This is a genomic window from Ruegeria sp. AD2(2025) (assembly GCF_056542385.1).
This window is the reverse complement of record NZ_JBQFZS010000003.1, coordinates 233,499-256,726: the sequence shown is the minus strand read 5'-3', so window position 1 is coordinate 256,726 and position 23,228 is coordinate 233,499. Positions and strand designations below refer to the sequence as shown.

Below are 23,228 nucleotides of genomic sequence, written 5' to 3'. Positions count from 1 at the left end.
GGGCGGGAGTGCTCCGTTCTAGGATACGCATATGTTTGATGTAACGAAGAAATCAATGCAGTGGGGCGAAGAGACGCTGACACTGGAAACCGGCAAGGTTGCCCGTCAGGCTGACGGCAGCGTGATTGCCACGCTGGGCGAAACCAGCGTCATGGCAAACGTGACCTTTGCACGGGCGCAAAAACCCGGTCAGGACTTTTTCCCGCTGACCGTCCACTACCAAGAGAAATACTATGCCGCCGGTAAGGTTCCGGGTGGCTTCTTCAAGCGCGAGGCGCGCCCGACCGAGAAAGAGACGCTGACCGCGCGTCTGATCGACCGTCCGATCCGCCCGCTGTTCGTTGACGGCTTTAAAAACGAAGTTCTGGTCATGTGCACCGTGCTGAGCCACGATCTGGTCAACGACCCCGACATCGTCGCGATGATCGCGGCATCCGCTGCTCTGACCATTTCCGGCGCGCCGTTCATGGGCCCGATCGCCGGTGCCCGCGTTGGTTTCGTGGATGGCGAATACGTCCTGAACCCGACCGTCGACGACATGCAGGACCTGCGCCTGAACCCTGAACAGCGTCTGGATCTGGTTGTTGCCGGTACCAAAGACGCCGTGATGATGGTGGAATCCGAAGCTTACGAACTGTCCGAGGCGGAAATGCTGGGCGCGGTGAACTTTGCGCACGCGCAGATTCAGCCGGTGATCGACCTGATCATCTCGCTGGCAGAAGACGCCGCGAAAGAGCCGTTTGAATTCGAAGCGCCCGACTATTCGGACCTGTACGCAGCCGTTAAGGCCGCCGGTGAAGAGCAGATGCGCGCTGCCTTCGCGATCACCGACAAGCAAGAGCGTACCGCCGCTGTTGCTGCTGCCCGTGAAGCGATCAAGGAAGCGCTGACCGAAGAACAGCTGGAAGACGGCAACCTCGGTTCCGCGATGAAAAAGCTGGAAGCAGGCATTCTGCGCGGCGACGTTGTCAAAGGCGGCAAGCGGATCGACGGTCGTTCGACCACCGATATCCGTTCGATCGTCGCAGAAACCTCGATGCTGCCGCGGACCCATGGTTCGGCCCTGTTCACCCGTGGTGAAACGCAGGCGCTGGCCGTGACCACGCTGGGCACCGGTGACGACGAACAGTTCATCGACGCGCTGCATGGCAATTTCAAATCGAACTTCCTGCTGCATTACAACTTCCCGCCCTATTCGGTTGGTGAAGTTGGCCGCGTTGGTGGCCCCGGCCGTCGTGAGATCGGCCACGGCAAGCTGGCATGGCGCGCCCTGCAGGCGGTTCTGCCTGCGGCGACCGACTTCCCCTACACGATCCGCATCGTGTCGGAGATCACCGAATCCAACGGATCGTCCTCGATGGCGTCGGTCTGCGGCGGTTCGCTGTCAATGATGGATGCGGGCGTTCCGCTGAAAGCACCGGTTGCCGGTGTGGCCATGGGTCTGATCCTGGAAGATGACGGCAACTATGCGATCCTGTCGGACATCTTGGGTGACGAAGACCACCTGGGCGACATGGACTTCAAGGTGGCTGGTACCGAAAACGGCATCACCTCGCTGCAGATGGACATCAAGGTTGCGGGCATCACGCCCGAGATCATGGAGAAAGCCCTGGCGCAAGCCAAGGACGGCCGGATGCACATTCTGGGTGAAATGGGCAAAGCCCTGTCCGAGACCAACGAATTCTCGGTCCACGCCCCGCGCATCGAGACCATGAACATCCCGACCGACAAGATCCGTGAAGTGATCGGCTCGGGCGGTAAGGTCATCCGCGAGATCGTCGAGGTTTCGGGTGCCAAGGTCGACATCAACGACGACGGCGTCATCAAGATCGCGTCGCCCGACGGTGAATCGATCAAGAAGGCATACGAAATGATCCACTCGATCGTTGCTGAGCCGGAAGAGGGTCAGGTTTACACTGGCAAGGTCGTGAAGATCGTCGACTTCGGTGCTTTCGTGAACTTCTTTGGCAAGCGCGACGGTCTGGTCCACGTGTCCCAGATCGAAAACCGCCGCCTGAACCACCCTTCGGATGTTCTGAAGGAAGGTCAGGAAGTAAAGGTTAAGCTGCTGGGCTTTGACGATCGCGGCAAGGTCCGCCTGTCGATGAAAGTGGTCGATCAGGAAACCGGCGAAGAGATCGTTCCCGAGAAGAAAGAAAAGAAAGAAGACGCAGAGTAATCTGTTCTTCCTTCGCAAATTAAGAAACAAACCCCGGCTTCGGTCGGGGTTTTTTCATGATCTCGAATAAACCTGCGCAGGATCAGCGGCCATCCGGTCCGATGTTGCGCGGTTTCCGGATTCCTCGCTATAGTCAACCGCACGTGTTTTAATCGTTTTCTCAAGAAACGCCGGGGCCACCCGGTGGAGTCGTTTAATGGTCATTCGGTGCTTTAGTCAGATTTCTTCCCCAAAACTGAATTTCGACGTCATCATCGTTGGCTCGGGTCCGGCGGGCCTTTCCATCGCCACCGAACTTCTGGGCTCGGGGCTGAACGTTGCGGTGCTGGAAAGCGGCGACACCACCCGCAGCGCTGCCGGCGACGACCTGAACGCATTCGAACAGGCCGGACAGACCAGAGCCCCCCATACCGAGGTGTCCTGCCGCGGATTCGGCGGCACAAGCGCGCTGTGGACCGGGCGTTGCGGCGCATTCGACCCCATGGACTACGCCCGGCGGCCGTGGCTGCCCGGCACGGGTTGGCCAATCGAGCCCGAGGCACTGGCGCCGTATTACCAGAGGGCTGGCCGGTTCCTTGGCCTCGCCCCGACCCGGTCGGCGGAAAGGGCACAGCACGAAATGGGCAAGGCCTTTGACGCGCCGCCCTTTGCGTCCTCGGTGTTCAAACCGGTCATCTGGCAATTCAGCAAGTCAAACACCGGCGACGCCTCGGATATCCGGCATTTCACGCCCGAGGGCGACATGCCCGGCGACATGCTCCAGCACACCGGTGCACCGACATCCATCAATGTCGGCGAACGCCACCGGGCCGAGCTTGAGGCCAGTGAAACGGTTCAGATACTGACCTCGGCCACGGTGACCGAAATTCTCACCACGCCGGACCAGGGTCAGGTGCGCGGCGTGCAGGTGATGAGCGACGCCGGGACATCGGTCGAGATCGCAGCGCCGCGCGTGGTGTTGGCCTGCGGCGGCATTCAGACCCCCCGGCTGTTGCTGGCATCGCGATCCCGGAACCCCGCGGGTCTGGGCAACGCGCATGATCAGGTCGGGCGTTACCTCGCCGATCACCACTTCACCGAGATTGCTGCCTTCGGCAAGGGGAAAGGCAGCCAGGTGCGCAAGCGTCTGGGAAACCGCTGGCACCCCCGGTTCGGATCGCATCATGTTCATTGCCTGGGTCTACGCCTGTCGGATGACATTCAACGCGAACAAGGCCTTCTGAACGCCGCCCTGCATCTGGCCGAATTCGGGTCCGAGGTGAACCCTCTGTCCACGCTGGCCCGCGGCTTGCGCGGCCTGAAGGGCGGGACCGGAGGGCTGGCCGATGTCGCAGCGGCCTTGCGGCATCCTTACGGTCTGGCCACAAGCGCTCATGCCCGGCTGGTCACGAAGGTGCCGCCCCTGAACCGTCCCGACCGCAGCGTCGTCGGCTGCGTTGTCGAACAAGAACTGCAACCGGACAGTCGTGTCAGTCTTTCCGACCAGACCGACCGGTTCGGGGTCCCGCTTGCGCGCATCGACTGGCGCATATCTGAGCGCGAATACCAGACCGTACGCGCCGTCGAAAACGCCTTTCATTCGGAAACCCGGCGTCTGGGCATCGACGATGCTTATCAGCGCCCCGCCTGGCTGGAACAAGGGTTCGACGCCTGGCGCAGCGGTCTTCTTGACCTGGCCCACCCCGCCTGTTCCACGCGTATGGCGCTGGATCCGTCCGATGGTGTTGTCGACGCCAATTGCCAGGTTCATGGTGTCGAGGGCCTGTTCATCGCCGGCAGTTCCGTGTTCCCCACCAACAGTCACATGAACCCGACGCAAACGCTCGTCGCCCTGTCGCTGCGGCTGGCTGACCATATCCACGCGTCTGCACGGAAACCGGCAGCCGCGGCAGTCGCGCATCGGCCAGATCGCTGCCGCGTCGGCTTTGTCGGTGGCGGTGACCGCGTCCGGTCGATCTATGCGCCAGCGATGCGGGCGCTATCGCTTGAGGTCGAAATCTGCGGCGCGGTCACGGCAAGCGATGCAGGGGCAGAGCGGCTGGCCAACCTGACGGGGTGGCCCACGGGCACAGATCTCGACGCTTTGATCCGCGACAAAAACCCCGAGCTTCTAATCGTGGCCGTGCCGCCGGATCAGATCGACTGGTTCTATCCGGTCATGGCCGGCCGGGGTATTCCGCTGTTGCTCGAGACGCCATTTTGCTGGAACGAACGCGCTGGCCGCAAACTGCTGAGCAAAATCGAAAACCACAACCCGCTGGTCGGAGTTGCCGAACAGTTTCCGTTCCTGCCCGAGATCCGCTTGCAGAAAAAGATAATTTCTCTGGGTCTGATCGGAGACATCACGTCGGTCGTCAACGACTTCGCCGTATTCGACTATCACGGCATCGGCCTGATGCGAGAGCTGCTCGGACGGGATCGCAGGCCGCAGGCCGTACAGGCTGTGCGTTCGCGCATGGCGTCAGGTGAACGCTGGATGCGCGGGACGGTGACATTTGGCGATGGCAGCTTCTTTATCCATCGGTTCTCGCCCGACTATGAAAAGACCCCGCACCGCAATGCGCCGCGCATAGTCACCTATGGGTCAGGCGGCACCTTGCTGCCGGGTGAAGCCAGGTTCGCCACGGGCACCGGGTCAACCATGGTCAGCACGTTTCAGCGCCTCGAAGACGCCGCAGGGCTCAGGGCCCTCCGCGTTGAGACGCCAGACGGCCCGGTCGAATGGACCAACCCACTGGCGGGCCACAACCTGAATGACGAGCAGATCGCCGTCGGATGCCTGGTTCAGGCCATGGTCCGGGCCGTCCGGGATGGTGGCGAGCCCGCATACCCCGCATGGGCGGGCCTCGAAGATGTGGAAATCCTGAATGCGCTCGGCTATTCCGCCGACCGGGACGGCGCACGGATTGGCCTGCCGGCCTCGCGCCTGTTTCAAAGGGCACTCATCAAAACGCGCAACCGGCTTTCCATCTGACCGCAACCTCGGCGTCAGCCCACGCGTCCATCAGGCCTGCGCAGCGCAAAGCCCGAAAACCGCCCCCCTGCTTCATCTGGCCAAAAATATCCTCGGGGGAATCGCGTCCATCAGGGCGCGATGGGGGGCAGACAGCCCCCCTGACCAGCTTTCAAATCAAACCGGCGCCTTGGTCTTGCGCAGATACGGGAAGATCGTCTCGAACTCGCCAAATTTCTCTTTGGCATCCTCATTCGACACAGCAGGCGGAATGATCACATCCTCACCCGGCACCCAGTTGGCAGGTGTCGCAACGCCCTTGGACGACATCTGCAACCCGTCCAGCGCGCGCAGGATCTCGGCAAAGTTGCGGCCCACGGTCATCGGGTAGGTCATCGACAGCTTCAATTGCTTGTCCGGCCCGATGATGAACACGGACCGCACGGTGGCGCTGTCGGCGGGGGTGCGGCCGTCGGGCAGGTAGGCCTCGGCGGGCAGCATGTCGAAGGCTTTCGACACGGCCAGACCGTCATCAGCGATGATCGGAAAGCCGGGGTTGGCGTTGCCATAGGCCTCGATGTCCTTCTTCCATTTCTTGTGATCCTCGACCCCGTCGACCGAGACGCCGATCACCTTGGTGCCCCGCGCCGCCCATTCATCGTTCAGCTGCGCAACAGCCGAAAATTCGGTGGTGCAGACAGGCGTGAAATCCTTGGGATGCGAGAACAGGATGGCCCAGCTGTCGCCGATCCAGTCGTGGAACTGAATGGTGCCCTGATCCGTTTCTGCTGTGAAGTTCGGGACGGTATCATTTATGCGCAAACCCATGGGGCATCTCCTCTGTCTTGGTTCTTGGCCGACTCGGCTGCTGCCAACTTAGTCACTTTGCCGCGCGGTTAAACCTCTCAAAGCTGACGCTGCGTAAATTCACATATCCCGACTGACGGAGATCTCTTTCCCTTGCCCTGCAGGTGTAGCAATGACAGAGTGAGCAGTAAAACCGACCAACCGGTCGAAAGTAATGTGATCCGGAGGACTACAGATGATCGAGAAGCGCGATTTTTACATCAACGGCCAGTGGGTCCCGGCGGCGGCGGCCAGTGATTTCCACGTCATCGACCCCTCGACCGAAGAACCCTGCGCGGTGATCTCGCTGGGGGCGCAGGCCGACACGGATGCAGCGGTGGCGGCCGCCAAAGCCGCCCTACCCGGCTGGATGGCGACGCCTGTGGCGGACCGCATCGCGCTGGTCGAAAAGCTGGTCGAGGTCTATGGCACCCGCACCGAGGATCTGGCGCAGGCCATGTCGCATGAGATGGGCGCGCCGATCGATATGTCGCGCACTCAGCAAGTCGGCGCAGGCATCTGGCACCTTAAAAACTTCATCCGGGCCGCCAAGGCGTTTGAGTTCGAGCGCCCCTTGGGCGATCACGCGCCCAATGACCGGATCATCTATGAGGCCGTGGGTGTGGCCGCCCTGATCACGCCGTGGAACTGGCCGATGAATCAGATCACGCTCAAGGTCGGTGCGGCGGCGATTGCGGGCTGCACGATGGTGCTGAAACCGTCGGAACAAAGCCCGCTGAACGCGATGATCTTTGCCGAGATGATGGATGAGGCCGGGTTCCCTGCGGGCGTGTTTAACCTTGTTAACGGCGATGGCGCGGGCGTGGGGTCTCAGCTGTCGGGCCATCCGGATGTGGATATGGTCAGCTTTACGGGCTCGACCCGCGCGGGCACGGCGATTTCCAAGAATGCCGCCGAAACGCTGAAGAAGGTGCATCTGGAACTGGGCGGCAAGGGGGCGAATGTGGTCTTTGCCGATGCGGATGAAAAGGCCGTCAAGCGCGGCGTGTTGCACATGATGAACAACACTGGCCAAAGCTGTAACGCGCCCAGCCGGATGCTGGTTCAGCGTCCGATCTATGACCAGGCGGTTGAGACGGCAGCTGAGGTGGCGAACAAGGTCTCGGTCGGGCCTGCCATGGACGAAGGCCGCCATATCGGCCCCGTGGTGAATGAGGTCCAGTGGACCAAGATTCAGGACCTGATCCAGAAGGGTATCGACGAAGGTGCGCGTCTGGTGGCGGGCGGCACCGGGCGGCCCGAGGGTCTGAACAAGGGGTATTATGTGCGCCCCACGGTCTTTGCCGATGCCAACAACCAGATGACCATCGCGCGCGAGGAAATCTTTGGCCCGGTCCTGACCATGATCCCCTTCGATACCGAGGAAGAGGCGATCGAGATAGCCAATGACACGCCTTATGGGCTGACCAATTATGTCCAGACACAGGACGGTGACCGCGCAAATCGGATGGCGCGGGCGTTGCGCTCGGGCATGGTCGAGATGAATGGCAAATCGCGCAGCGCGGGCTCTCCGTTCGGGGGAATGAAACAGTCCGGCAATGGGCGCGAGGGCGGTGTTTTCGGGCTGGAAGATTTCCTTGAGGTCAAGGCCGTCGGCGGCTGGGCTGCGGAATAGCCGCGTTCTGACGTGATCCAGTTGTGAGGCACCCTGCAGGGTGCCTCGCTCTATCATTTCAGGCGGGGCGGACCACAAGCTGCGGCTCTCCGTCCGAGGTGCGCCGGGTCGAGCGGCCGTCCCAGCCGATCTCGCCGGTCACGCGCTGGCGCAGCGATGAGAAACTGTCGAACCGCACCACATCCACGGGTGCGTCGAACTGCAATGTCACCCGGCGCTGCTCCCCATTGCTCAGCTTTGTCATCCCGCGAATTTCGGCCGTGAAGGGCTGCCCCAGATACCGGCCTTCGACGCGGTTCCCGACCTGCAGGTCCACCCGGGTGGCCGCCATCGCGCGCAGCGTGTTCCAGTCGCGCAGCCCGTGCTGATGGGCCAGCAGTTCAAGCGCCTCGCTATGCGACAGAGCAATGCCTTCGCTCTGCGATCGGGCGCGCAGCCGTTTGGCCTGCGTTTTCAGCTCCGTTACCGGAGCAATATCGTGTGATTTGGTCATGGTATGCCTCGTTTCCTTGAACGGGCGCGACATCAGGACGGGGTTCGCATTGCCATCCGCGCGCCTGGAAAGGGCAACAGATGTCGTGTCATCGGGTTTCACCAAAGCCAAAGGGCCGCGAACGGCAGGAGACCCGAACCTGTCGCGGCTTGTGACATCCGGGTGCCTCTCTGTCAATCAGGCGTCGGCCTGTGCCGCCTCGTACGCCAGCATCGCACGCTTGACGGGCAGACCCCAGTGATAGCCGCCTAAACCACCGGATTTGCGCAAGGCGCGGTGGCAGGGGATCAGCCAGCTGACCGGATTGCGCCCCACCGCCGTACCGACGGCGCGCACCGCCTGCGGGGACCCCACCCGCTGGGCGATCTCGGAATAGGTGGTGACCTGACCCGAGGGGATATGCATCAGCGCCTCCCACACCTTGATCTGAAGGGGCGAGCCGATCAGGTGCAGGGGGGTTTCGGACCGGTCGGTGCCAAACGCGCCTTGCACCCATGGGTGCAGGCGCGCGGAATTTTCCAAAAATTCCGCTTTCGGCCAGCGTGAAACCATATCCTCCATCGCCGCCGCTTCGCCGGTCTCGGACCCGAAGGCGATGCCGCAGATGCCCTTGTCGGTGCCCATGACCAAAGCCGGGCCAAAGGGGCAATCGAACCAGCCCCAGTAGATCACCAGCCCTTCGCCCTTGCGGGCATACTCGCCGGGGCTCATGGATTCCCATTTCAGGAACAGATCATGCAGGCGACCGCTGCCCGACAAACCCACGTTATGCGCGGTCTCCAACGTCGTGAACCGGTCACGCAGCAGCGCCTTGGCGTGGCCCAGCGTCAGGTATTGCTGATAGCGTTTCGGCGACACCCCGGTCCAGCGCGAGAACAGGCGCTGGAAATGGGCGGGGCTCATGTCCATCTGGCGGGCCAGTTCCTCGAGGCTCAGCCCCTCGCCGCCCTGATCGATCAGGTCGATGGCGCGGCGCATGACGTTGTAGTGATATCCGCTTTCGGGTGTCTGGACATTCATGGCGTTCACCTCGGTTCGTTTCCAAAACCATAGCGCGCGCACCGGCCCCCTGCGACCCGGAACTTGCGCATTGGCTTTGGGCTTGTGTCACGGCCCGGCGAGCGGCATTAAGGCGCGGATGGCAAAGCAACTCGACTACCACACGATCCGCGAGATCTTTACGCGTTTTCACGACGCCGACCCGGAACCCAAGGGCGAGCTGGAGCATGTGAACGTCTACACTCTGGTCGTCGCCGTGGCGCTGTCGGCGCAGGCCACCGATGCGGGCGTCAACAAGGCCACGCGCGAGCTGTTCAAGATCGCCGACACGCCGCAGAAGATGCTGGATCTGGGCGAAGAAGGTCTGATTGAGCATATCAAGACCATCGGCCTGTTCCGCCAGAAGGCGAAGAACGTGATCAAGCTGAGCCGCATTCTGGTCGAGGACTATGGCGGCGAGGTGCCCAATTCCCGCGCAGCACTACAATCGCTGCCGGGCGTGGGCCGCAAGACCGCCAATGTGGTGCTGAACATGTGGTGGCGGCAACCGGCGCAGGCGGTCGATACCCATATCTTCCGCGTCGGCAACCGCACCGGCATCTGCCCCGGCAAACACGTGGACGCCGTTGAACGTGCCATCGAGGACAATATCCCGGCCGACTTTCAACTCCATGCGCATCACTGGCTGATCCTGCATGGGCGGTACCATTGCAAGGCGCGCAAGCCGCAATGCCCGACCTGCATCATCCGTGATCTCTGTCAATTCGAGGACAAGACCCAATGAAGACCTACCAACTCACCGGTATCGGAAACGCCGTTGTGGACGTGATTTCGCAGGCCGATGACAGTTTTCTTGAGCTGATGGGCATCGAAAAGGGCATCATGCAGCTGATCGAGCAGGAGCGCGGCGAGGTGCTGTATGCCTCGATGGAAGGTCGGGTGCAGACGCCCGGCGGCTCGGTCGCCAATACGATTGCCGGGGCCGGTGCGCTGGGGCTTGAGGCCGCGTTCATCGGGCGCGTGCATGACGACGCGTTGGGCCGGTTCTATGCGGATGCGATGAACGAGGATGGGGTCGATTTCGTGAACCCGCCGGTGCCGGGGGGCGAGTTGCCGACGTCGCGGTCGATGATCTTCGTCTCGCCTGATGGCGAGCGGTCGATGAACACTTATCTGGGGATTTCATCCGAGCTGTCATCGCAAGACGTGTCTGCGGATGTGGCGGGCAACAGCCAGATCATGTTCCTTGAGGGCTATTTGTTCGACAAGGAGAAGGGCAAGGCGGCGTTTCTTGAGGCGGCGCGGAACTGTCACGCAGGCGGCGGCAAGGCCGGGATCGCGATTTCCGATCCGTTCTGTGTGGAACGCCACCGGGTCGATTTCCTGCTGCTGACCGAAAACGAACTGGATTTCGTGATCGGCAACGAGGCCGAGATCAAATCGCTGTTCGAAACCGACGATCTGGAAAAGGCGCTGGCCCAAACCGCCGCGATCTGTCCGCTGGTTGTGTGTACGCGGTCCGGGGATGGAGTGACCGTGCTGTCGGACGGGCAACGCATTGATGTACCCGTCGAAAAGGTGGTGCCGGTGGACGCGACCGGCGCGGGCGATCAGTTCGCCGCCGGGTTCCTGTTCGGCATGGCCACGGGGCGCGACTACGAGACCTGCGCGAAGATCGGCAATGTCTGCGCCCGCGAGGTGATCAGCCATATCGGCCCGCGCCCCGAGGCGAATATGCAGGAGTTGCTGCACGCCGAAGGCTTGCTGTAAAGCGCTGAGCCGCGTCAGCGCCGACCCGCGGGGTGGCGCATCCGAGGTTTAAGCGGGGCACTTTATGGTGCCGACGACTGATACGCTGGCCTTGCGAAGGACGTAGCAAAAGCGCCGCCCCATGGGGGCGGGTCGGCGCTGGCGCGGCGGCCTGTGGCCTTGATTCCGCGCCGTCAGGACCCCGCTGCCGCGTCGTTTAGGGCCCAGTTGTATTCATAGGCGCTCACGCGTGCTGTGTTCTGTAGGCGGACCCTCAACTCCGGCTCGGCCGCCGTTTCCAGATAGGCAAGCACCGCCTTCTCATTCACCCCGAAATCCTCGCGGAACCAGATGTAGATTTTCGACAGGATCAACCTGCCGCGCTCATCGAACCGCACCCCGCGCGGGTCGTTGACATAGGTGCGCTCGGCTGCGGCAAGGTCGCGTTCCAGCGTCTGCGCCTGCCACGCGCGGTCCATCAGGTTGGGGCAACCCACCGCGGCGCAGTTCAGCGCGTAGTGAATGCGCGGCTCATCAAAAGTGGGGCGGATGATGCGGTGTTCGATGTCGTTCAGCGTCAGGCTCTGCCCCGCGACCGTGGCCAGAGGGCGGCTCCACGGGCCGACCGACAGCGGCCCGTCCCGGATGTCGCGGATCGAGGCGACGGGGTAATTCTCCAGCACCACATCCACGGTCAGCGCGTTATAGAGGTTGATCCAATAGGCCAGTTGCTGATCCCGGGTCAGCCCCGCCGGATCAACCGATTGCAGCCGCGTCAGATACCCGTCGAGCCGCGCGCGGTCGGCCTGCGAGACCTGCCCATAGGCCACCCGGTTCACCCCTTGTGCATCCGGCGCGACATAGCGGTTCAGGAACGCGGTCCAGTCGCGGTGATCCACCCATTCGCCCGGGGGCGGCACGGTACGGGTCAGGGCCGTGTTTTCCAGCGGCGCGGCGGCGGGCAGGGCCAGACGCTCGACACTGGCGCAGGCGGCCAGAAGCGGCAGCAACAGCAGGATCAGCAGCGCCCTCATGACGCGGCCTTTCGGGCGGCCTGTTGCGCCCGCAACTGGCCTTTGAGCTTTTTCAGCGGTGCCCGCGCCGGATCGCGCAGGCCGGGCAGATCGGGGCTGTCGGACAGGTCGCGAGAGGCCGCGTTCCACCACTGGGGGCCTTGGTCGCCGTCAATCCGGTCGGGGGCGGTCAGATGGCGGTCACGCTGCGCGTTGTGGGCGCACATCGACAGGGGGCCATTGGCGGTGGCGACCATGAAGACACAAGACGCGCAGCGATCCTGATCCAGCGCCTCGGCGGACATGAAGTTGTGAATGAACACCGCCTGCCGCCGCACCCGTCCACGCAGCAGCCCCGGGCCCAGACGCAGGGCACAGGCGGCCAGATGCGCACCTGCGCGCAGGGCAACGAGCGGATGACGCAGCACCAGCCGCCGCAGGCTGTCGCGGATGTTCAGATGCCCGTCCTGCGAGCGATCTTCGTGCTCCAACGTGTCGATCACGCGATGCACAAGGCGGCGGTTCGACAGTACCGATTTCGCCCGTCCTCCGGCGGTCAGCACGCTGGCATAGCGGTTGCAGCGGGAATGGCCCACCGCGGCGGTGTCGAAATGCAGCGGGGTCTCATACCCCGCTTCGACCGCGCGCATCACGCTGTCCTGCGTGATCATCTCGGGGCGGTCGCGCAGCACCCCGCGCCCGGTATCGGCCTGCATCTGGAACGAGACAAAGGACACCTCGGGGCGGTCGCGCAGGAACCGGGCCAGCGCGGGCAATTCGTCGAAATTACCCTCAAAGACGGTGGTATTGAACAGGATGCGCAGCCCCAGCCCCCGCGCGCGGCGGATATAGGCGCGGCGAACGGTGTTCAGCTCGGTCTCGGTGTCGAACCCACGGCGTTCCTGCGTCAGGTCGACATGGAACGCCACATCGTCCAGCCCGGCGGCGGCCAGCCGGGTCAGGGCGGCTCGGCTGGCGCGGATGCCGTTGGTCATCAGGCAGGACCGCATCCCCAGACGGCGGATTTCACGACACAGCACCTCAAGGTCCTCGACCTTGCGCAGGGTCGGATCGCCACCCGTCAACTGCACCGAGACGCCGGGACCATAGTGGCTGTGGATCGTCGCCAGCCGCGCAAACAGGACCGAGAGCGGGGGGTCATAGGTCATCTCGGCCCGGTCCGAGAGGTAGCAGAGCGTGCAATCCAGATTGCAGCGCTGCGTCACCTCAAGCGCAACGCAGGCGATGGGGTAAAACCGGCCAGCGGTCTGGCCGGGGCCGTATTCGCCCGCCGACCACAACCCGTCCCGCAGCGGCGCACGGCGGTCAGAGCCATGAAACCGGCGACCGGCGGGGGCGCATCGCGCGGCGGCGGGGATGTGGGGATCAACGGTGTCTTTCATACCCCCGAGGCTAACCACGCCCAACGCCCCGCGCCACGGCCCCTCACGGCGATTTGTCGCGCGGTGAGTGTTGGGGCGGTAGGTCAAATTTCCGCCTCAAAATGAGCCTATGGAAACAGGGATTGAAACAAGAGATTGAGAACCGGCATGACCAGACGGGCTGCGTTACTGGTAGATGGCGATAACCTGAGCCCCTCGCTTCAGGCAGACATTCTGAAGGCTGCGCGACGCTACGGCCAAATCGATATCGCGCGGGTCTACCTGAACGCTCAGCGGTGTGTGGGCTGGCACGACGCGCCAGCCTTTCGCCTGTTTCACAGCGGCACAGGAAAGAATGCCACCGATATCTTGCTGGCGATCGACGCCATCGAGCTTGCGTTCCAGAAGAACATCGACGTCATTCTGGTGGCCAGTTCGGATGGTGATTTCTCGCATCTGCATAGCAGATTGCGGGAACATGGGCTGACCAGCATAGGCATTGGTGAACAAAAGACACCGCAAGCGCTGCGAGTGAACTGCTCGGAATTTGTCGAGTTGAACCCGGACAAGGACACCGGGCAGACCTGCGGCGCGGGGCAGCCGCCATCCAATTTGGACTGGAATATCCGGAAGGTAATTGCGGTCAATAGCAAGAACGGAGAAGGGATCCCAATCGCGGACCTGAACGTTCGGATGCGCCGTCAACACGATATTAAGATCAGCACCTATCCCGAGCGGACATGGCGCGGGTATCTGGCCAAGCGCAAAGACCTGTATGATCTGGACCCGAAAGGGCCGGACGCGCATGTTCGGTTCAAGGCATTGGGGTTCGAGACCTGATGGCGCTGGGCGCGCAGGCCCTCAGCCCAAGTGCTCCGCAAACGCGGCCACGACCTGCTTATACACCTCGCGCTTGAAGGGGACGATTTCGGCGATCAGGCGCGAGGGGTCCTGCCATTTCCAGCGGGCGAACTCGGGGTGGGCGGTGTCGATGTTGATGTGATCATCGCGGCCCGTGAAGCGCATCAGGAACCATTTCTGTTCCTGCCCGCGATAGCGGCCTTTCCAGATTTTCAGCACGATGTCATGGGGCAGGTCATAGGGCAGCCAGCCGGGGGTCTCGGCGATGATCTCGACCAGATCGGGGGTGATGCCGGTCTCCTCCCACAACTCGCGCAGGGCGGCATCGCGGGGGTCTTCGCCCTTGTCCACGCCGCCCTGGGGCATCTGCCAGGCGTCACGGGGGCCATCGTTGCGCAGACCCGTGAATATCCGGCCTTCGGCATTCATCAGCATCAGCCCGACGCAGGGGCGATAGGGCAGTTTGGCGATCTGATCGGGGGTCATGCGCGGCCTCTTGGGTTGTTCGGGCCCTCTCTATCAAGCGTCACCCGGGGGGCAAAGGGGGTGACGTTAGGTTTCGCGTGACAAAGGTGACGCGCGCGTCAATCTAAGCGCCGAAACAGGGAGAGTTCGTCATGACCGCGTACCCAAACATGCTGGCCCCGCTGGATCTGGGCTTTACCACGCTGAAGAACCGCGTGCTGATGGGGTCGATGCATACCGGGCTGGAAGAGACCGGCGACTGGAACCGCGTGGCCGAGTTCTATGCCGACCGGGCGCGCGGCGGTGTGGCGCTGATGGTGACGGGCGGGATTGGCCCGAACCTTGAGGGCTCGGTTCTGCCCGGCGCATCGATGATGACCAATGATACCGAGGTCGCCAACCATTCCATCGTGACGCAGCGGGTGCATGAGGCGGGCGGCAAGATTGCGATGCAGATTCTGCACGCGGGTCGCTATGCCTATGGGCCGAAATGCGTGGCGCCGAGCCCGGTGAAATCGCCGATCTCTCCGTTTCCGCCGAATGAACTGGATGAGGACGGGATCGAGAAGCAGATCGGTGACATCGTAAACGCCGCCGTGCTGGCGCAGAAGGCCGGGTATGACGGGGTCGAGATCATGGGGTCCGAGGGGTATTTCCTGAACCAGTTCCTTGTCACCCACACCAACAAACGCACCGACCGCTGGGGCGGGTCTTATGAGAACCGCATGCGCCTGCCCATCGAAGTTGTGCGACGGGTGCGTGAGGCGGTGGGGACGGATTTCATCATCATCTACCGGCTGTCGATGATTGATCTGGTGCCCAATGGATCAACCCATGATGAGGTGGTGGAGCTGGCGCAGCGGATCGAGGCTGCGGGGGCCACGATCATCAACACCGGCATTGGCTGGCACGAGGCGCGGATTCCGACGATTGCCACGTCCGTGCCCCGTGCGGCCTTTGCGTGGGTGACCAAGAAACTGATGGGCAAGGTTGGCATCCCGGTGATCACCTCGAACCGCATCAACACGCCCGAGGTCGCCGAAGAGGTTCTGTCGACGGGCTGCGCCGATATGGTGTCGCTGGCGCGCCCCATGCTGGCGGATGCGGATTTCGTGAACAAGGCCATGGCGGGCGAGGCGGCGCAGATCGCGCCTTGCATTGCCTGCAATCAGGCCTGTCTGGATCACACCTTCAGCGGCAAGCTGACGTCATGCCTTGTTAACCCGCGCGCCTGCCATGAGACCGAGTTGGTGATCGGAAAGGCCGAGACCGCTAAGACTGTTGCCATCGTTGGGGCTGGCCCGGCTGGCCTGTCCACCGCGATGACAGCGGCGCAGCGCGGCCATAACGTGACCCTGTTCGACCGCGCGGCTGAAATTGGCGGCCAGTTGAACATGGCGAAGCAGGTTCCGGGGAAAGAGGAATTCTGGGGGCTGGTCGACTGGTACCGCACCATGATGGACGACCTGGGCGTCAAGGTGGAACTGAACCGCGCGGTCCGCGCCGATGACCTGACCGGGTTTGACGAGGTGGTGATCGCCACCGGCGTCACCCCGCGCGATCCACAGATACCGGGGCAGGATCGGGACAATGTGCTCAGTTATATCGAGGTGCTGCGCGACAAGGCCGAGGTCGGTAAATCCGTCGCCGTGATCGGCGCAGGCGGCATCGGGTTCGACGTGTCCGAGTTCCTGCTGGAGGACGGCCACAGTGCGACCACGGACCTGCCTTTGTGGATGAAGGAATGGGGGGTGAGCGACCCGTCCGAGCATCGCTCGGGGCTGGCCCCCGAGGGCCCGCAGCCCGCAGCCCCGGCGCGGCAGGTCTCGTTGCTGCAGCGCAAGGCACAACGGCATGGCAAGGGCTTGGGCAAGACCACAGGCTGGATTCACCGCGCGACGCTGAAGATGAAGGACGTCAATTTCGTCGGCGGCGTGAATTACGAGCGCATCGACGAGGGCGGCCTGCATGTCAGCTTTGGCGAGGACCGCGCGGATCCAACCGTTATCCCCGCGGAGACGATTGTCTTGTGCGCGGGTCAGGTCTCGGACCGGTCGCTGGCGGATGAACTGGACGCGCGCGGCATTGCCTGCCATGTGATCGGCGGCGCGGATGTGGCAGCTGAACTGGACGCCAAGCGCGCGATCAATCAGGGCACACGGCTGGCCGCCACATTCTGAGCGGGGCCAGACGGTGTTTGCCTTCGCGGCCCGGCTGCGACTATCGTAGCCTGAGAGCCGCCCCAACCGACACCGCACGCCTTGAGCCACGATCACACCGAACCCAATCGTCACACCCTGCCGATGATGGCCGGGCAGGGTGCGTTTTCGGTGATGGCCTGGTCGATGGCCAGCCCGTCGATCGTTGTGGCCTTTCTGGCGGTATCGATGGGATTACCGCTGTTTGTGGCCGGGATACTGGTTTCGGTGCGTCAGGTCGCAGGAACACTGTCTGACGTGGCATTGTCGGGCCTTGCTGCACGATTACCACGCAGGAAATCGGTCATCGCCCGGGTTGATCTGGCCATTGCGGCCTGTTTCCTGACCCTCGTTCTGGTTGCGCTCTATGGCAGTCAGCAACTGGTGATCCTTGCCTTTGTCGCGGTGATTTTCGCAATCGGGATGCTGGAAGAGTTCAAGGCCCTGATGATCATCGACTTCGTCAGCGACGCTCTGAAATCGAAAGACAGAATGCGGCTGAGCTATTGGCAGAAGACGGTGGGCGGCGCTGCGACCATCGCGGTGGTCCTTATCCTGCATCAGGTGCTGGAAGGCGCGCCCGCCCCGACCCGGCACAGCATGGTCATCGGCTTCGGGGTGCTGTGCTTTGTTCTGTCCGCCATCGTGATGCTGACACTGACGGAAACCCCCGCAAAAGGCCGCGACAGCAAACCGCCGCGCGGATCACCCGTCGAGGCGGCCAAGGCGTTCCTGCGCAACATTCGCATGCTTTGGGCGGAAATCTGGTTCCGGAAATTCATCGTGATCCGGCTGAGCTTTGTGATTGCCGGTCTGTCGGTGCCCTTCTTCGCGCTCATCGCCGCGGCGGCGCATCACAGCTCGACCCGCGGGTTGACCGCTCTGGTTGTGTCATCGGCGGCGGCCTTGATGGTGGCGGCCCCCATGTGGCGCGCGCTCAGCAGCTTTTCGAACCGTGCGGTGATGCTCGCGGGCGCGGGCATGGTGCTGTTGTCGGGCGTCGGGCTGCTGGTCCTGCACCACAGCGGGCTGGACCATGGTATTCATTTTCATGCGCTGACCCTGTTCGTCGTCACCGTGGCGGCGACCGGTCTGGGCACTTCCCGGTCGCTCTACTTCATGGATCACGCCCCAAGCGAGCAGCGCGTGGTGGCGCAGGCCACCGCCGCCACGCTGTCGCGCCTTTTGGTTGTGGTGCTGTCGGCAATCCTGGCCGCGATGGCGCATGCCAGCGATCCGATCTGGCCGGTGGCGATGATCTCGGTCGGTAGTCTGATGGCCATCATCGCCGTGCTGACGCTGGTTGAACCCGCCGGGGCGGCCAAACCGGATCACGAAGCCGGGGCAGCCGAATGACCGGCGCGTGTATCCGCCCGCCTATTCGACGGTAATCGTAATCACCTCGGACACGATCGGCGTCGCGTGGGGCACATGGCCCGCGTCGCCCAGCACCAGCTGCAGCGTGTGTTCGCCCGGCGTCATATCCAGCGTGACCTCGGTCTGGCCGCCGCCGAAATGGATGTGGTTGTCATCGGCGGGCAGGCCATAGGCCAGCTCATCCGCGCCGTCTTCGCCCTGCCCGATCGGCGGGCGGTCGATCAGCAGGTGGTGGTGACCGGTGTTTTCCGCCTCGGTCCCGGCGGGCGCGACGCCCATGCCGCTGAGGCCGAAGACAATGGTGACGGGCGATTGCACCGTGTCCCCGTCGGACAGGTTGACGAAATAGACCGTCGCATCGGGATTCGAGGGGGTTTCACCTCCGGCCCCCGCAAGGGTGGCGGTCAGGCACAGGGCGGTGGCTGCGAAAAAGGCTCTCATAACTCTCCTCCGTGGTCACAAAAATGCCATTCTGATCCTAGTACGATTGGGAAAAAGTCCAGAAACTAAGGGTTTTGCGCCGACTTGCGCGCATCGACGCCCACCCGGCCCGGCGTTTCCCAGTCGCAAACGATCCGATTCAAAACCCTGATATTATCTCAGGTCTGCCCAGTTCTCGCCCAGATTGATCGCGATAAAGAGACAACGAACAGAAGACCTGGGGAACGAGAATGGATCGACTGACCGAAATGGAGGCCTTTTCCAACGTGGTGGACCAAGGGGGTTTCACCGACGCGGCCAAGAAAATGGGTATCTCCAAATCGGCCGTATCCAAACACGTGTCGAGCCTTGAGGCGCGGCTGGGTGCAAGACTGCTGAACCGCACCACACGCCGCGTATCACCGACCGAGATTGGATTGGCCTATTACGACCGTGCCCGCCGCGTCCTGAACGATGCGGGCGAAGCGGATGCGCTGGTGACCTCGATGCAATCGGCGCCCTCTGGTCTGCTGCGGATCAGTGTGGCAACAGATTTCGGTGTGAATCACCTGTCGCCGGTCTTGTCCGAATTCCTGTCGGCTTTCCCCGAGATCACCGTGAACATGGTGCTGAACAACCGCTATGTTGAGCTGATTTCCGAAGGCTTCGACGTCGCCGTGCGCATCGGAGAGCTGGAGGACAGCACCCTGCGCGCCCGCAAGCTGACCGAGACGGTCAAGCGACTGGTCGCCTCGCCGAAATATATCGAACAGTTCGGGCGCCCGCAGAAGATCGACGATCTGAACGAGCACAAGCTGCTGCATTATTCCAGCCAGTCCTCGGGCAGCGTCTGGAAACTGACCGCGCCTTCGGGTGAAAAGCGCCAGGTGCGCACCGCCGGCTGGCTGAGCGTGAATGACGGGCAATCGCTGCTGAACGCCGCCATCTCGGGGCTGGGGATCGCGCATCTGCCCAGCTATCTCTATGCCGACGCGCTGAAATCCGGCGAGGTGGTCGATGCGATGCCATCGCTGCCGGATGAGGTTCAGGGCGTCTATGCCGTGTACCCGCCGGGCCGGTTCACCCAGCCCAAGGTTCGCGCCTTCATTGATTTTCTGGTCGAGTCCTTTGCCGAAAAAGGCCCGATGGATTGGTAGAATTCTCCCTGTGGTACCTTGATGGCCCGCGTCGCAAGACGCGGGCCTTTTTTATTCGATCACCGGCAGGCCCATGGTGCGGGCCACCGCGCGCAGGCTTTCGGTCAGGACCGTTTGGCCGGGCAAAGGGGTCTCGGCGGGGCGGGCCAGCAGGGCGATGTCGCGGTTGGCGTTGGGGATCGACAGCGGGCGCAGGCGGACCTCGTCGCGGTAGATGCCCTGCCTGCGGGCATAGAGGTCCGGCAGAACCGCCACGCCGACACCCGAGGCGGCCATCAGGACGATGGAATCGAGCGTGGTGCCCTCGTATTCGTCCGACACCACGCCACCGCATTCCGCCGCCAGCGCATAGACGATGCGCGACAGGCGGTGGCTTTGGTCTAGTGTCAGGAACAGGCGGTTTTGCAGGTCATCGGCGCTGACCCCCTGCAGGTCCTGCGCCAGCACGTCGTCAACGGCCACCGCAACCCAGAGGGATTCGTTGAACAGGCGGTGCTGCAGGGTGTTGGGGTGGTCCTCGGGCGTGGACAGGATCAGGTCAAAGCGCCCGGTCTTGAGGCCCTGTTCCAGATCGCGGGTGTTTTCCTCGCGCACGATGATGCGCAGGCCGGGGCGCAGGCGGTGGACCTCTTTGATCACCTGCGGCAACAGGTAGGGCCCGATCGAGGGCAACACGCCCAGCCGCAGCCGCCCGCCCACCGGCGTATCGCTGGACATGGCGTGACGCAGGTCTTTGACATCCGCCAGGATTTTTTGCGCGCGGTCGATGAAATCCTCTCCCTTGGCCGTCACCTGCACTCCGCCGCGATTGCGGTCGAAGATGCGCACGCCAAGTTCCTGTTCCACCGTCGCAATCTGGGCCGACAGGCTGGGCTGGCTGACATTCAGCACATCGGCGGCAAGGCTGAACCGGCCAAGGCGGCTGACGGTGACGATATATTCCAGCTGGCGCAGGGTTGGGCGCATTTCATAGCCTGAAACTAAGCAAAACTTAGAAAGATAGTATTGGGCGAAATCAATTTTGCAAGGCACCTAGCCCAAAACCCGAGGGAACAGGAGCGTAAAATGCCCGGAGTGATCGAGACGCTGTCCAGCAATCTGCTGGTGCCGACCATATTGTTTTTTGCCCTCGGGCTGCTGGCGGCCTTTGTGCGCAGCGATTTGTCGATCCCGGCGGGGGCGGCGAAATTCATGTCGCTTTACCTGCTGCTGGCCATTGGGTTCAAAGGCGGGGCCAGTCTGGCCGAGCATGGGATACATCTGCAGCTGTTCCTGACCCTGATGGGCGGGGTTGCCCTATCCTTTGCGATACCGTTTGTGGCCTTTGGCCTGCTGCGGGTGATGACCCGGCTTGATCCGCTGAACGCAGCAGCGGTGGCGGGGCATTACGGCTCGATCTCGATTGTCACCTTTGTCACTGCCACCAGCCTGCTGGATCTGGTGGGGCTGACCCATGACGGGTTCATGGTGGCCGTCGCCGCCGCGATGGAGGTTCCGGCGATCCTGTCGGCGCTGTGGTTGGCGCATAAGGCGGGCAATAACGGCGTGAAGGATGACAAGCTGTGGCGCGATCTGCTGGCCAATGGCTCGATCGTGTTGTTGACCGGCGCGTTCCTGATCGGGGCGATCACGGGCGGCGAAGGGATGCAGATGATCGCGCCCTTCATCGTGACGCCCTTCACCGGCATCCTGTGCCTGTTCCTGCTGGATATGGGCCTGTCGGCGGGGCGTAGCCTGATCACCAATCGCGACAAGCTGTCGGTGGGGCTGTTTGCCTTTGGGGTGCTGATGCCGCTGATCGGGGCGCTGATGGCCTGGGCTGTGGGCGCGCTGATCGGATTGCCGCAGGGCAGCCTGTTTCTGTTCATGGTGCTGGCGGCCTCGGCCTCTTACATCGCGGTGCCGGCGGCGATGAAGATCGCGCTGCCCAAGGCCGAGGCCGGAATTTACCTGACACTGTCGTTGGGGGTGTCGTTCCCATTCAACATCACGGTCGGGCTGCCGCTGTATCTGTGGTGGGTCAGTTGACCAGCAGCACCGCCTCGACCCGGCGGTTGATGTCGCGCCCCTCGGGCGTGGCGTTCGAGGTGATGGGGGCGAGATAGCCCGCGCCTTGCGCCTCGACCCGGTCGGCGGCGATGCCATGGACCTCAATCAAGCGAGCGCGGACGGCGTCGGCGCGCTTGGTGCTAACCGCGATATTGGCCTGCAGATCACCGGTGTCGTCGGTATGCCCGACCAGCGCGAGGCGGGTATCGGGGTTCTCGGACAGATAGCCCGCCAGCAGGGCCAGCGAGGCAAAGGGCCCCTCGCCCAGCGCGACCTCGCCGGTACGGAAATGCAGATCATCAAGGATGACATGGCCATTGCTGCTGAGCTCGGCCAGCAATCCGGCGGCACCGTCCACGGTTTCCTCGATCACCAGTGGCGGGGCGGGTTGGGTGCCAACGGGCGTGACCCGGATCATCTGAACATAGCCATCGGGCGGGTTGCGGCTGATCAGCAGGCTGATCACGTTGTTGCCGCGGATGGCGGTCAGAAAGCGGTAATCATGGATCGCCACATACATATCGGGGGTTGGCACGACCTCGGTGCCGAAACGGAAATCGAACCCGCCGCAGCTGCGGGCCTCGCATTCAAAGATGATCTCATACCCTTGCGCCAAAAGCTGGTCACGCAGCGGGGTGAGGATTTGCAGCGTGGTGCTGGACCCGGCCTGCAGCCGCCATGTCAGACGCTCGACCTTGCCTTCGACGGTGCGCGCGGGCACGGCGTTGTCAGCAAACACCGCAATCGGCACATCGTAGCTGTCGAACGCGCTGGTCCGGTCCGAGATCTGACGCGCGCTGGAGGGCAGCACAAGTTCCTGCGCGAGGGCCGGAGCGGCCAGCAGAACAAAGCAGAGAACAAGAGGTCGGATCATCGGGACTGGGCGTGATATTCGGGGTTCGGGGCCATCGCGGTGGCGCTGGCCACGCGGTTGGTCATGTTGAAAAAACCGGTGACATTGGCGATGTCCCAGATATCGCGGTCACTGAACCCCGCATCGCGCAGGCGCTGGCGGTCGGGGTCCTCGACCGTGGCGCTGGCGGTGGTCATCTGGGCCGCGAAATCCAGCATAGCGCGCTGGCGGTCGTCCAGCGGCGCAACGCGGTAATTCATCACCAGCATCTCACCCAGTTGCGGATCACCCGAAAGCTGTCGCACCGCCGCGCCATGCGCGACAAGGCAGTAGAAACACTTGTTGATGGACGAGACCACAACGGCGATCATCTCACGCTCCAGCTTGGACAGCCCGCTGTCGGCCAGCATCAGATCGTTATACATCGCGGTGAACGTGTTCAGCTTGTCGATGTCGAAGGCATGGGCGCGCAGCACGTTGGGGACCATACCCAGTTTCTCGACGCAGATATCGAAATATTTCTGCGTCTCGGGCGGCAGCGGGTCCACCATCGGCAGGTTCAGGGCGGTGGGCATGTCCTGTGTGGTCAATTCGCTCT

At 62.9% G+C, this 23,228-nt stretch carries 20 protein-coding genes; 10 read left to right on the top strand and 10 right to left on the bottom strand.

The annotated features are described in order from the left end of the window. Positions 1-31: 31 nt before the first annotated feature. On the top strand, positions 32-2,179 hold the full coding sequence (pnp, locus tag ACR1XV_RS08695; protein ID WP_480530314.1) for a polyribonucleotide nucleotidyltransferase: 2,148 nt from the start codon (positions 32-34) through the stop codon (positions 2,177-2,179). A gap of 196 nt (positions 2,180-2,375) precedes the next feature. Then, entirely contained in the window at positions 2,376-5,153 is a 2,778-nt protein-coding gene (locus ACR1XV_RS08690) for a GMC oxidoreductase (RefSeq protein WP_480530312.1), read from the top strand. Between the two features lie 156 nt (positions 5,154-5,309). Here ACR1XV_RS08690 and ACR1XV_RS08685 read toward each other — a convergent pair whose 3' ends face one another. After that, positions 5,310-5,960, bottom strand: coding sequence for a peroxiredoxin (locus ACR1XV_RS08685; protein ID WP_480530310.1), 651 nt, complete (start codon positions 5,958-5,960; stop codon positions 5,310-5,312). A 214-nt stretch (positions 5,961-6,174) separates the two neighbouring features. Here ACR1XV_RS08685 and ACR1XV_RS08680 point away from each other — a divergent pair, with 214 nt between their 5' ends. After that, positions 6,175-7,614: an aldehyde dehydrogenase family protein gene (locus ACR1XV_RS08680; RefSeq protein WP_480530308.1), complete on the top strand. Its 1,440-nt coding sequence runs from the start codon at positions 6,175-6,177 to the stop codon at positions 7,612-7,614. 58 nt (positions 7,615-7,672) lie between these two features. Here ACR1XV_RS08680 and ACR1XV_RS08675 read toward each other — a convergent pair whose 3' ends face one another. Both ACR1XV_RS08675 and ACR1XV_RS08670 read right to left on the bottom strand, forming a co-directional pair. Next, positions 7,673-8,107 (bottom strand): glyoxalase superfamily protein, encoded by a 435-nt coding sequence (locus tag ACR1XV_RS08675; RefSeq protein WP_480530306.1) that lies wholly within the window; start codon positions 8,105-8,107, stop codon positions 7,673-7,675. A 177-nt stretch (positions 8,108-8,284) separates the two neighbouring features. Continuing rightward, a complete protein-coding gene (locus ACR1XV_RS08670) occupies positions 8,285-9,127 on the bottom strand; it encodes a methylated-DNA--[protein]-cysteine S-methyltransferase (RefSeq protein ID WP_480530304.1) in 843 nt (280 codons plus the stop codon). A gap of 118 nt (positions 9,128-9,245) precedes the next feature. Between ACR1XV_RS08670 and nth the strand changes: the two genes are divergently transcribed. Then, complete coding sequence (nth, locus tag ACR1XV_RS08665) at positions 9,246-9,890, top strand: endonuclease III (protein ID WP_480530302.1); 645 nt, start codon at positions 9,246-9,248, stop codon at positions 9,888-9,890. Then, complete coding sequence (locus tag ACR1XV_RS08660) at positions 9,887-10,876, top strand: adenosine kinase (RefSeq protein WP_480530300.1); 990 nt, start codon at positions 9,887-9,889, stop codon at positions 10,874-10,876. Before nth ends, ACR1XV_RS08660 begins: the two co-directional genes overlap by 4 nt. 173 nt (positions 10,877-11,049) lie before the next feature. Here the strand turns inward: ACR1XV_RS08660 and ACR1XV_RS08655 are convergent, their stop codons facing one another. Continuing rightward, positions 11,050-11,889 (bottom strand): DUF547 domain-containing protein, encoded by an 840-nt coding sequence (locus ACR1XV_RS08655; RefSeq protein ID WP_480530298.1) that lies wholly within the window; start codon positions 11,887-11,889, stop codon positions 11,050-11,052. Further along, positions 11,886-13,271 carry a radical SAM protein gene (locus ACR1XV_RS08650; RefSeq protein WP_480530296.1) on the bottom strand — a complete coding sequence of 462 codons (1,386 nt, stop codon included), beginning with the start codon at positions 13,269-13,271 and terminating at the stop codon, positions 11,886-11,888. Before ACR1XV_RS08650 ends, ACR1XV_RS08655 begins: the two co-directional genes overlap by 4 nt. Before the next feature lie 147 nt (positions 13,272-13,418). Between ACR1XV_RS08650 and ACR1XV_RS08645 the strand changes: the two genes are divergently transcribed. After that, positions 13,419-14,090 (top strand): NYN domain-containing protein, encoded by a 672-nt coding sequence (locus ACR1XV_RS08645; protein ID WP_480530294.1) that lies wholly within the window; start codon positions 13,419-13,421, stop codon positions 14,088-14,090. A gap of 21 nt (positions 14,091-14,111) precedes the next feature. Here ACR1XV_RS08645 and ACR1XV_RS08640 read toward each other — a convergent pair whose 3' ends face one another. Further along, positions 14,112-14,597, bottom strand: coding sequence for an RNA pyrophosphohydrolase (locus tag ACR1XV_RS08640; RefSeq protein WP_480530292.1), 486 nt, complete (start codon positions 14,595-14,597; stop codon positions 14,112-14,114). Between the two features lie 131 nt (positions 14,598-14,728). Between ACR1XV_RS08640 and ACR1XV_RS08635 the strand changes: the two genes are divergently transcribed. Together ACR1XV_RS08635 and ACR1XV_RS08630 are read left to right on the top strand one after the other, a co-directional pair. Next, positions 14,729-16,756 carry an FAD-dependent oxidoreductase gene (locus tag ACR1XV_RS08635; protein WP_480530290.1) on the top strand — a complete coding sequence of 676 codons (2,028 nt, stop codon included), beginning with the start codon at positions 14,729-14,731 and terminating at the stop codon, positions 16,754-16,756. 81 nt (positions 16,757-16,837) lie between these two features. Then, positions 16,838-18,130: an MFS transporter gene (locus ACR1XV_RS08630; protein ID WP_480530288.1), complete on the top strand. Its 1,293-nt coding sequence runs from the start codon at positions 16,838-16,840 to the stop codon at positions 18,128-18,130. Between the two features lie 21 nt (positions 18,131-18,151). On the opposite strand, the gene ACR1XV_RS08625 is transcribed toward ACR1XV_RS08630, so the two are convergent. Beyond that, the gene (locus ACR1XV_RS08625; protein ID WP_480530286.1) at positions 18,152-18,592 is read right to left on the bottom strand and encodes a DUF4399 domain-containing protein; all 441 of its coding nucleotides are present in this window, start codon (positions 18,590-18,592) and stop codon (positions 18,152-18,154) included. A gap of 230 nt (positions 18,593-18,822) precedes the next feature. Here ACR1XV_RS08625 and ACR1XV_RS08620 point away from each other — a divergent pair, with 230 nt between their 5' ends. Continuing rightward, the gene (locus ACR1XV_RS08620) at positions 18,823-19,728 is read left to right on the top strand and encodes a LysR family transcriptional regulator (RefSeq protein ID WP_480530284.1); all 906 of its coding nucleotides are present in this window, start codon (positions 18,823-18,825) and stop codon (positions 19,726-19,728) included. Positions 19,729-19,779: 51 nt separating this feature from the next. Here the strand turns inward: ACR1XV_RS08620 and ACR1XV_RS08615 are convergent, their stop codons facing one another. Further along, positions 19,780-20,694 carry a hydrogen peroxide-inducible genes activator gene (locus tag ACR1XV_RS08615; protein ID WP_480530282.1) on the bottom strand — a complete coding sequence of 305 codons (915 nt, stop codon included), beginning with the start codon at positions 20,692-20,694 and terminating at the stop codon, positions 19,780-19,782. Between the two features lie 99 nt (positions 20,695-20,793). Here ACR1XV_RS08615 and ACR1XV_RS08610 point away from each other — a divergent pair, with 99 nt between their 5' ends. After that, positions 20,794-21,756, top strand: a complete 963-nt coding sequence (locus ACR1XV_RS08610; protein ID WP_480530280.1) for a sodium-dependent bicarbonate transport family permease — start codon at positions 20,794-20,796, stop codon at positions 21,754-21,756. On the opposite strand, the gene ACR1XV_RS08605 is transcribed toward ACR1XV_RS08610, so the two are convergent. Both ACR1XV_RS08605 and ACR1XV_RS08600 read right to left on the bottom strand, forming a co-directional pair. After that, positions 21,749-22,651 carry an OmpA family protein gene (locus tag ACR1XV_RS08605; RefSeq protein WP_480530278.1) on the bottom strand — a complete coding sequence of 301 codons (903 nt, stop codon included), beginning with the start codon at positions 22,649-22,651 and terminating at the stop codon, positions 21,749-21,751. The genes ACR1XV_RS08610 and ACR1XV_RS08605 overlap by 8 nt on opposite strands. Continuing rightward, on the bottom strand, positions 22,648-23,220 hold the full coding sequence (locus ACR1XV_RS08600) for a peroxidase-related enzyme (protein ID WP_480530276.1): 573 nt from the start codon (positions 23,218-23,220) through the stop codon (positions 22,648-22,650). The genes ACR1XV_RS08605 and ACR1XV_RS08600 overlap by 4 nt, the downstream gene beginning before the upstream one ends. Positions 23,221-23,228: the final 8 nt, after the last annotated feature.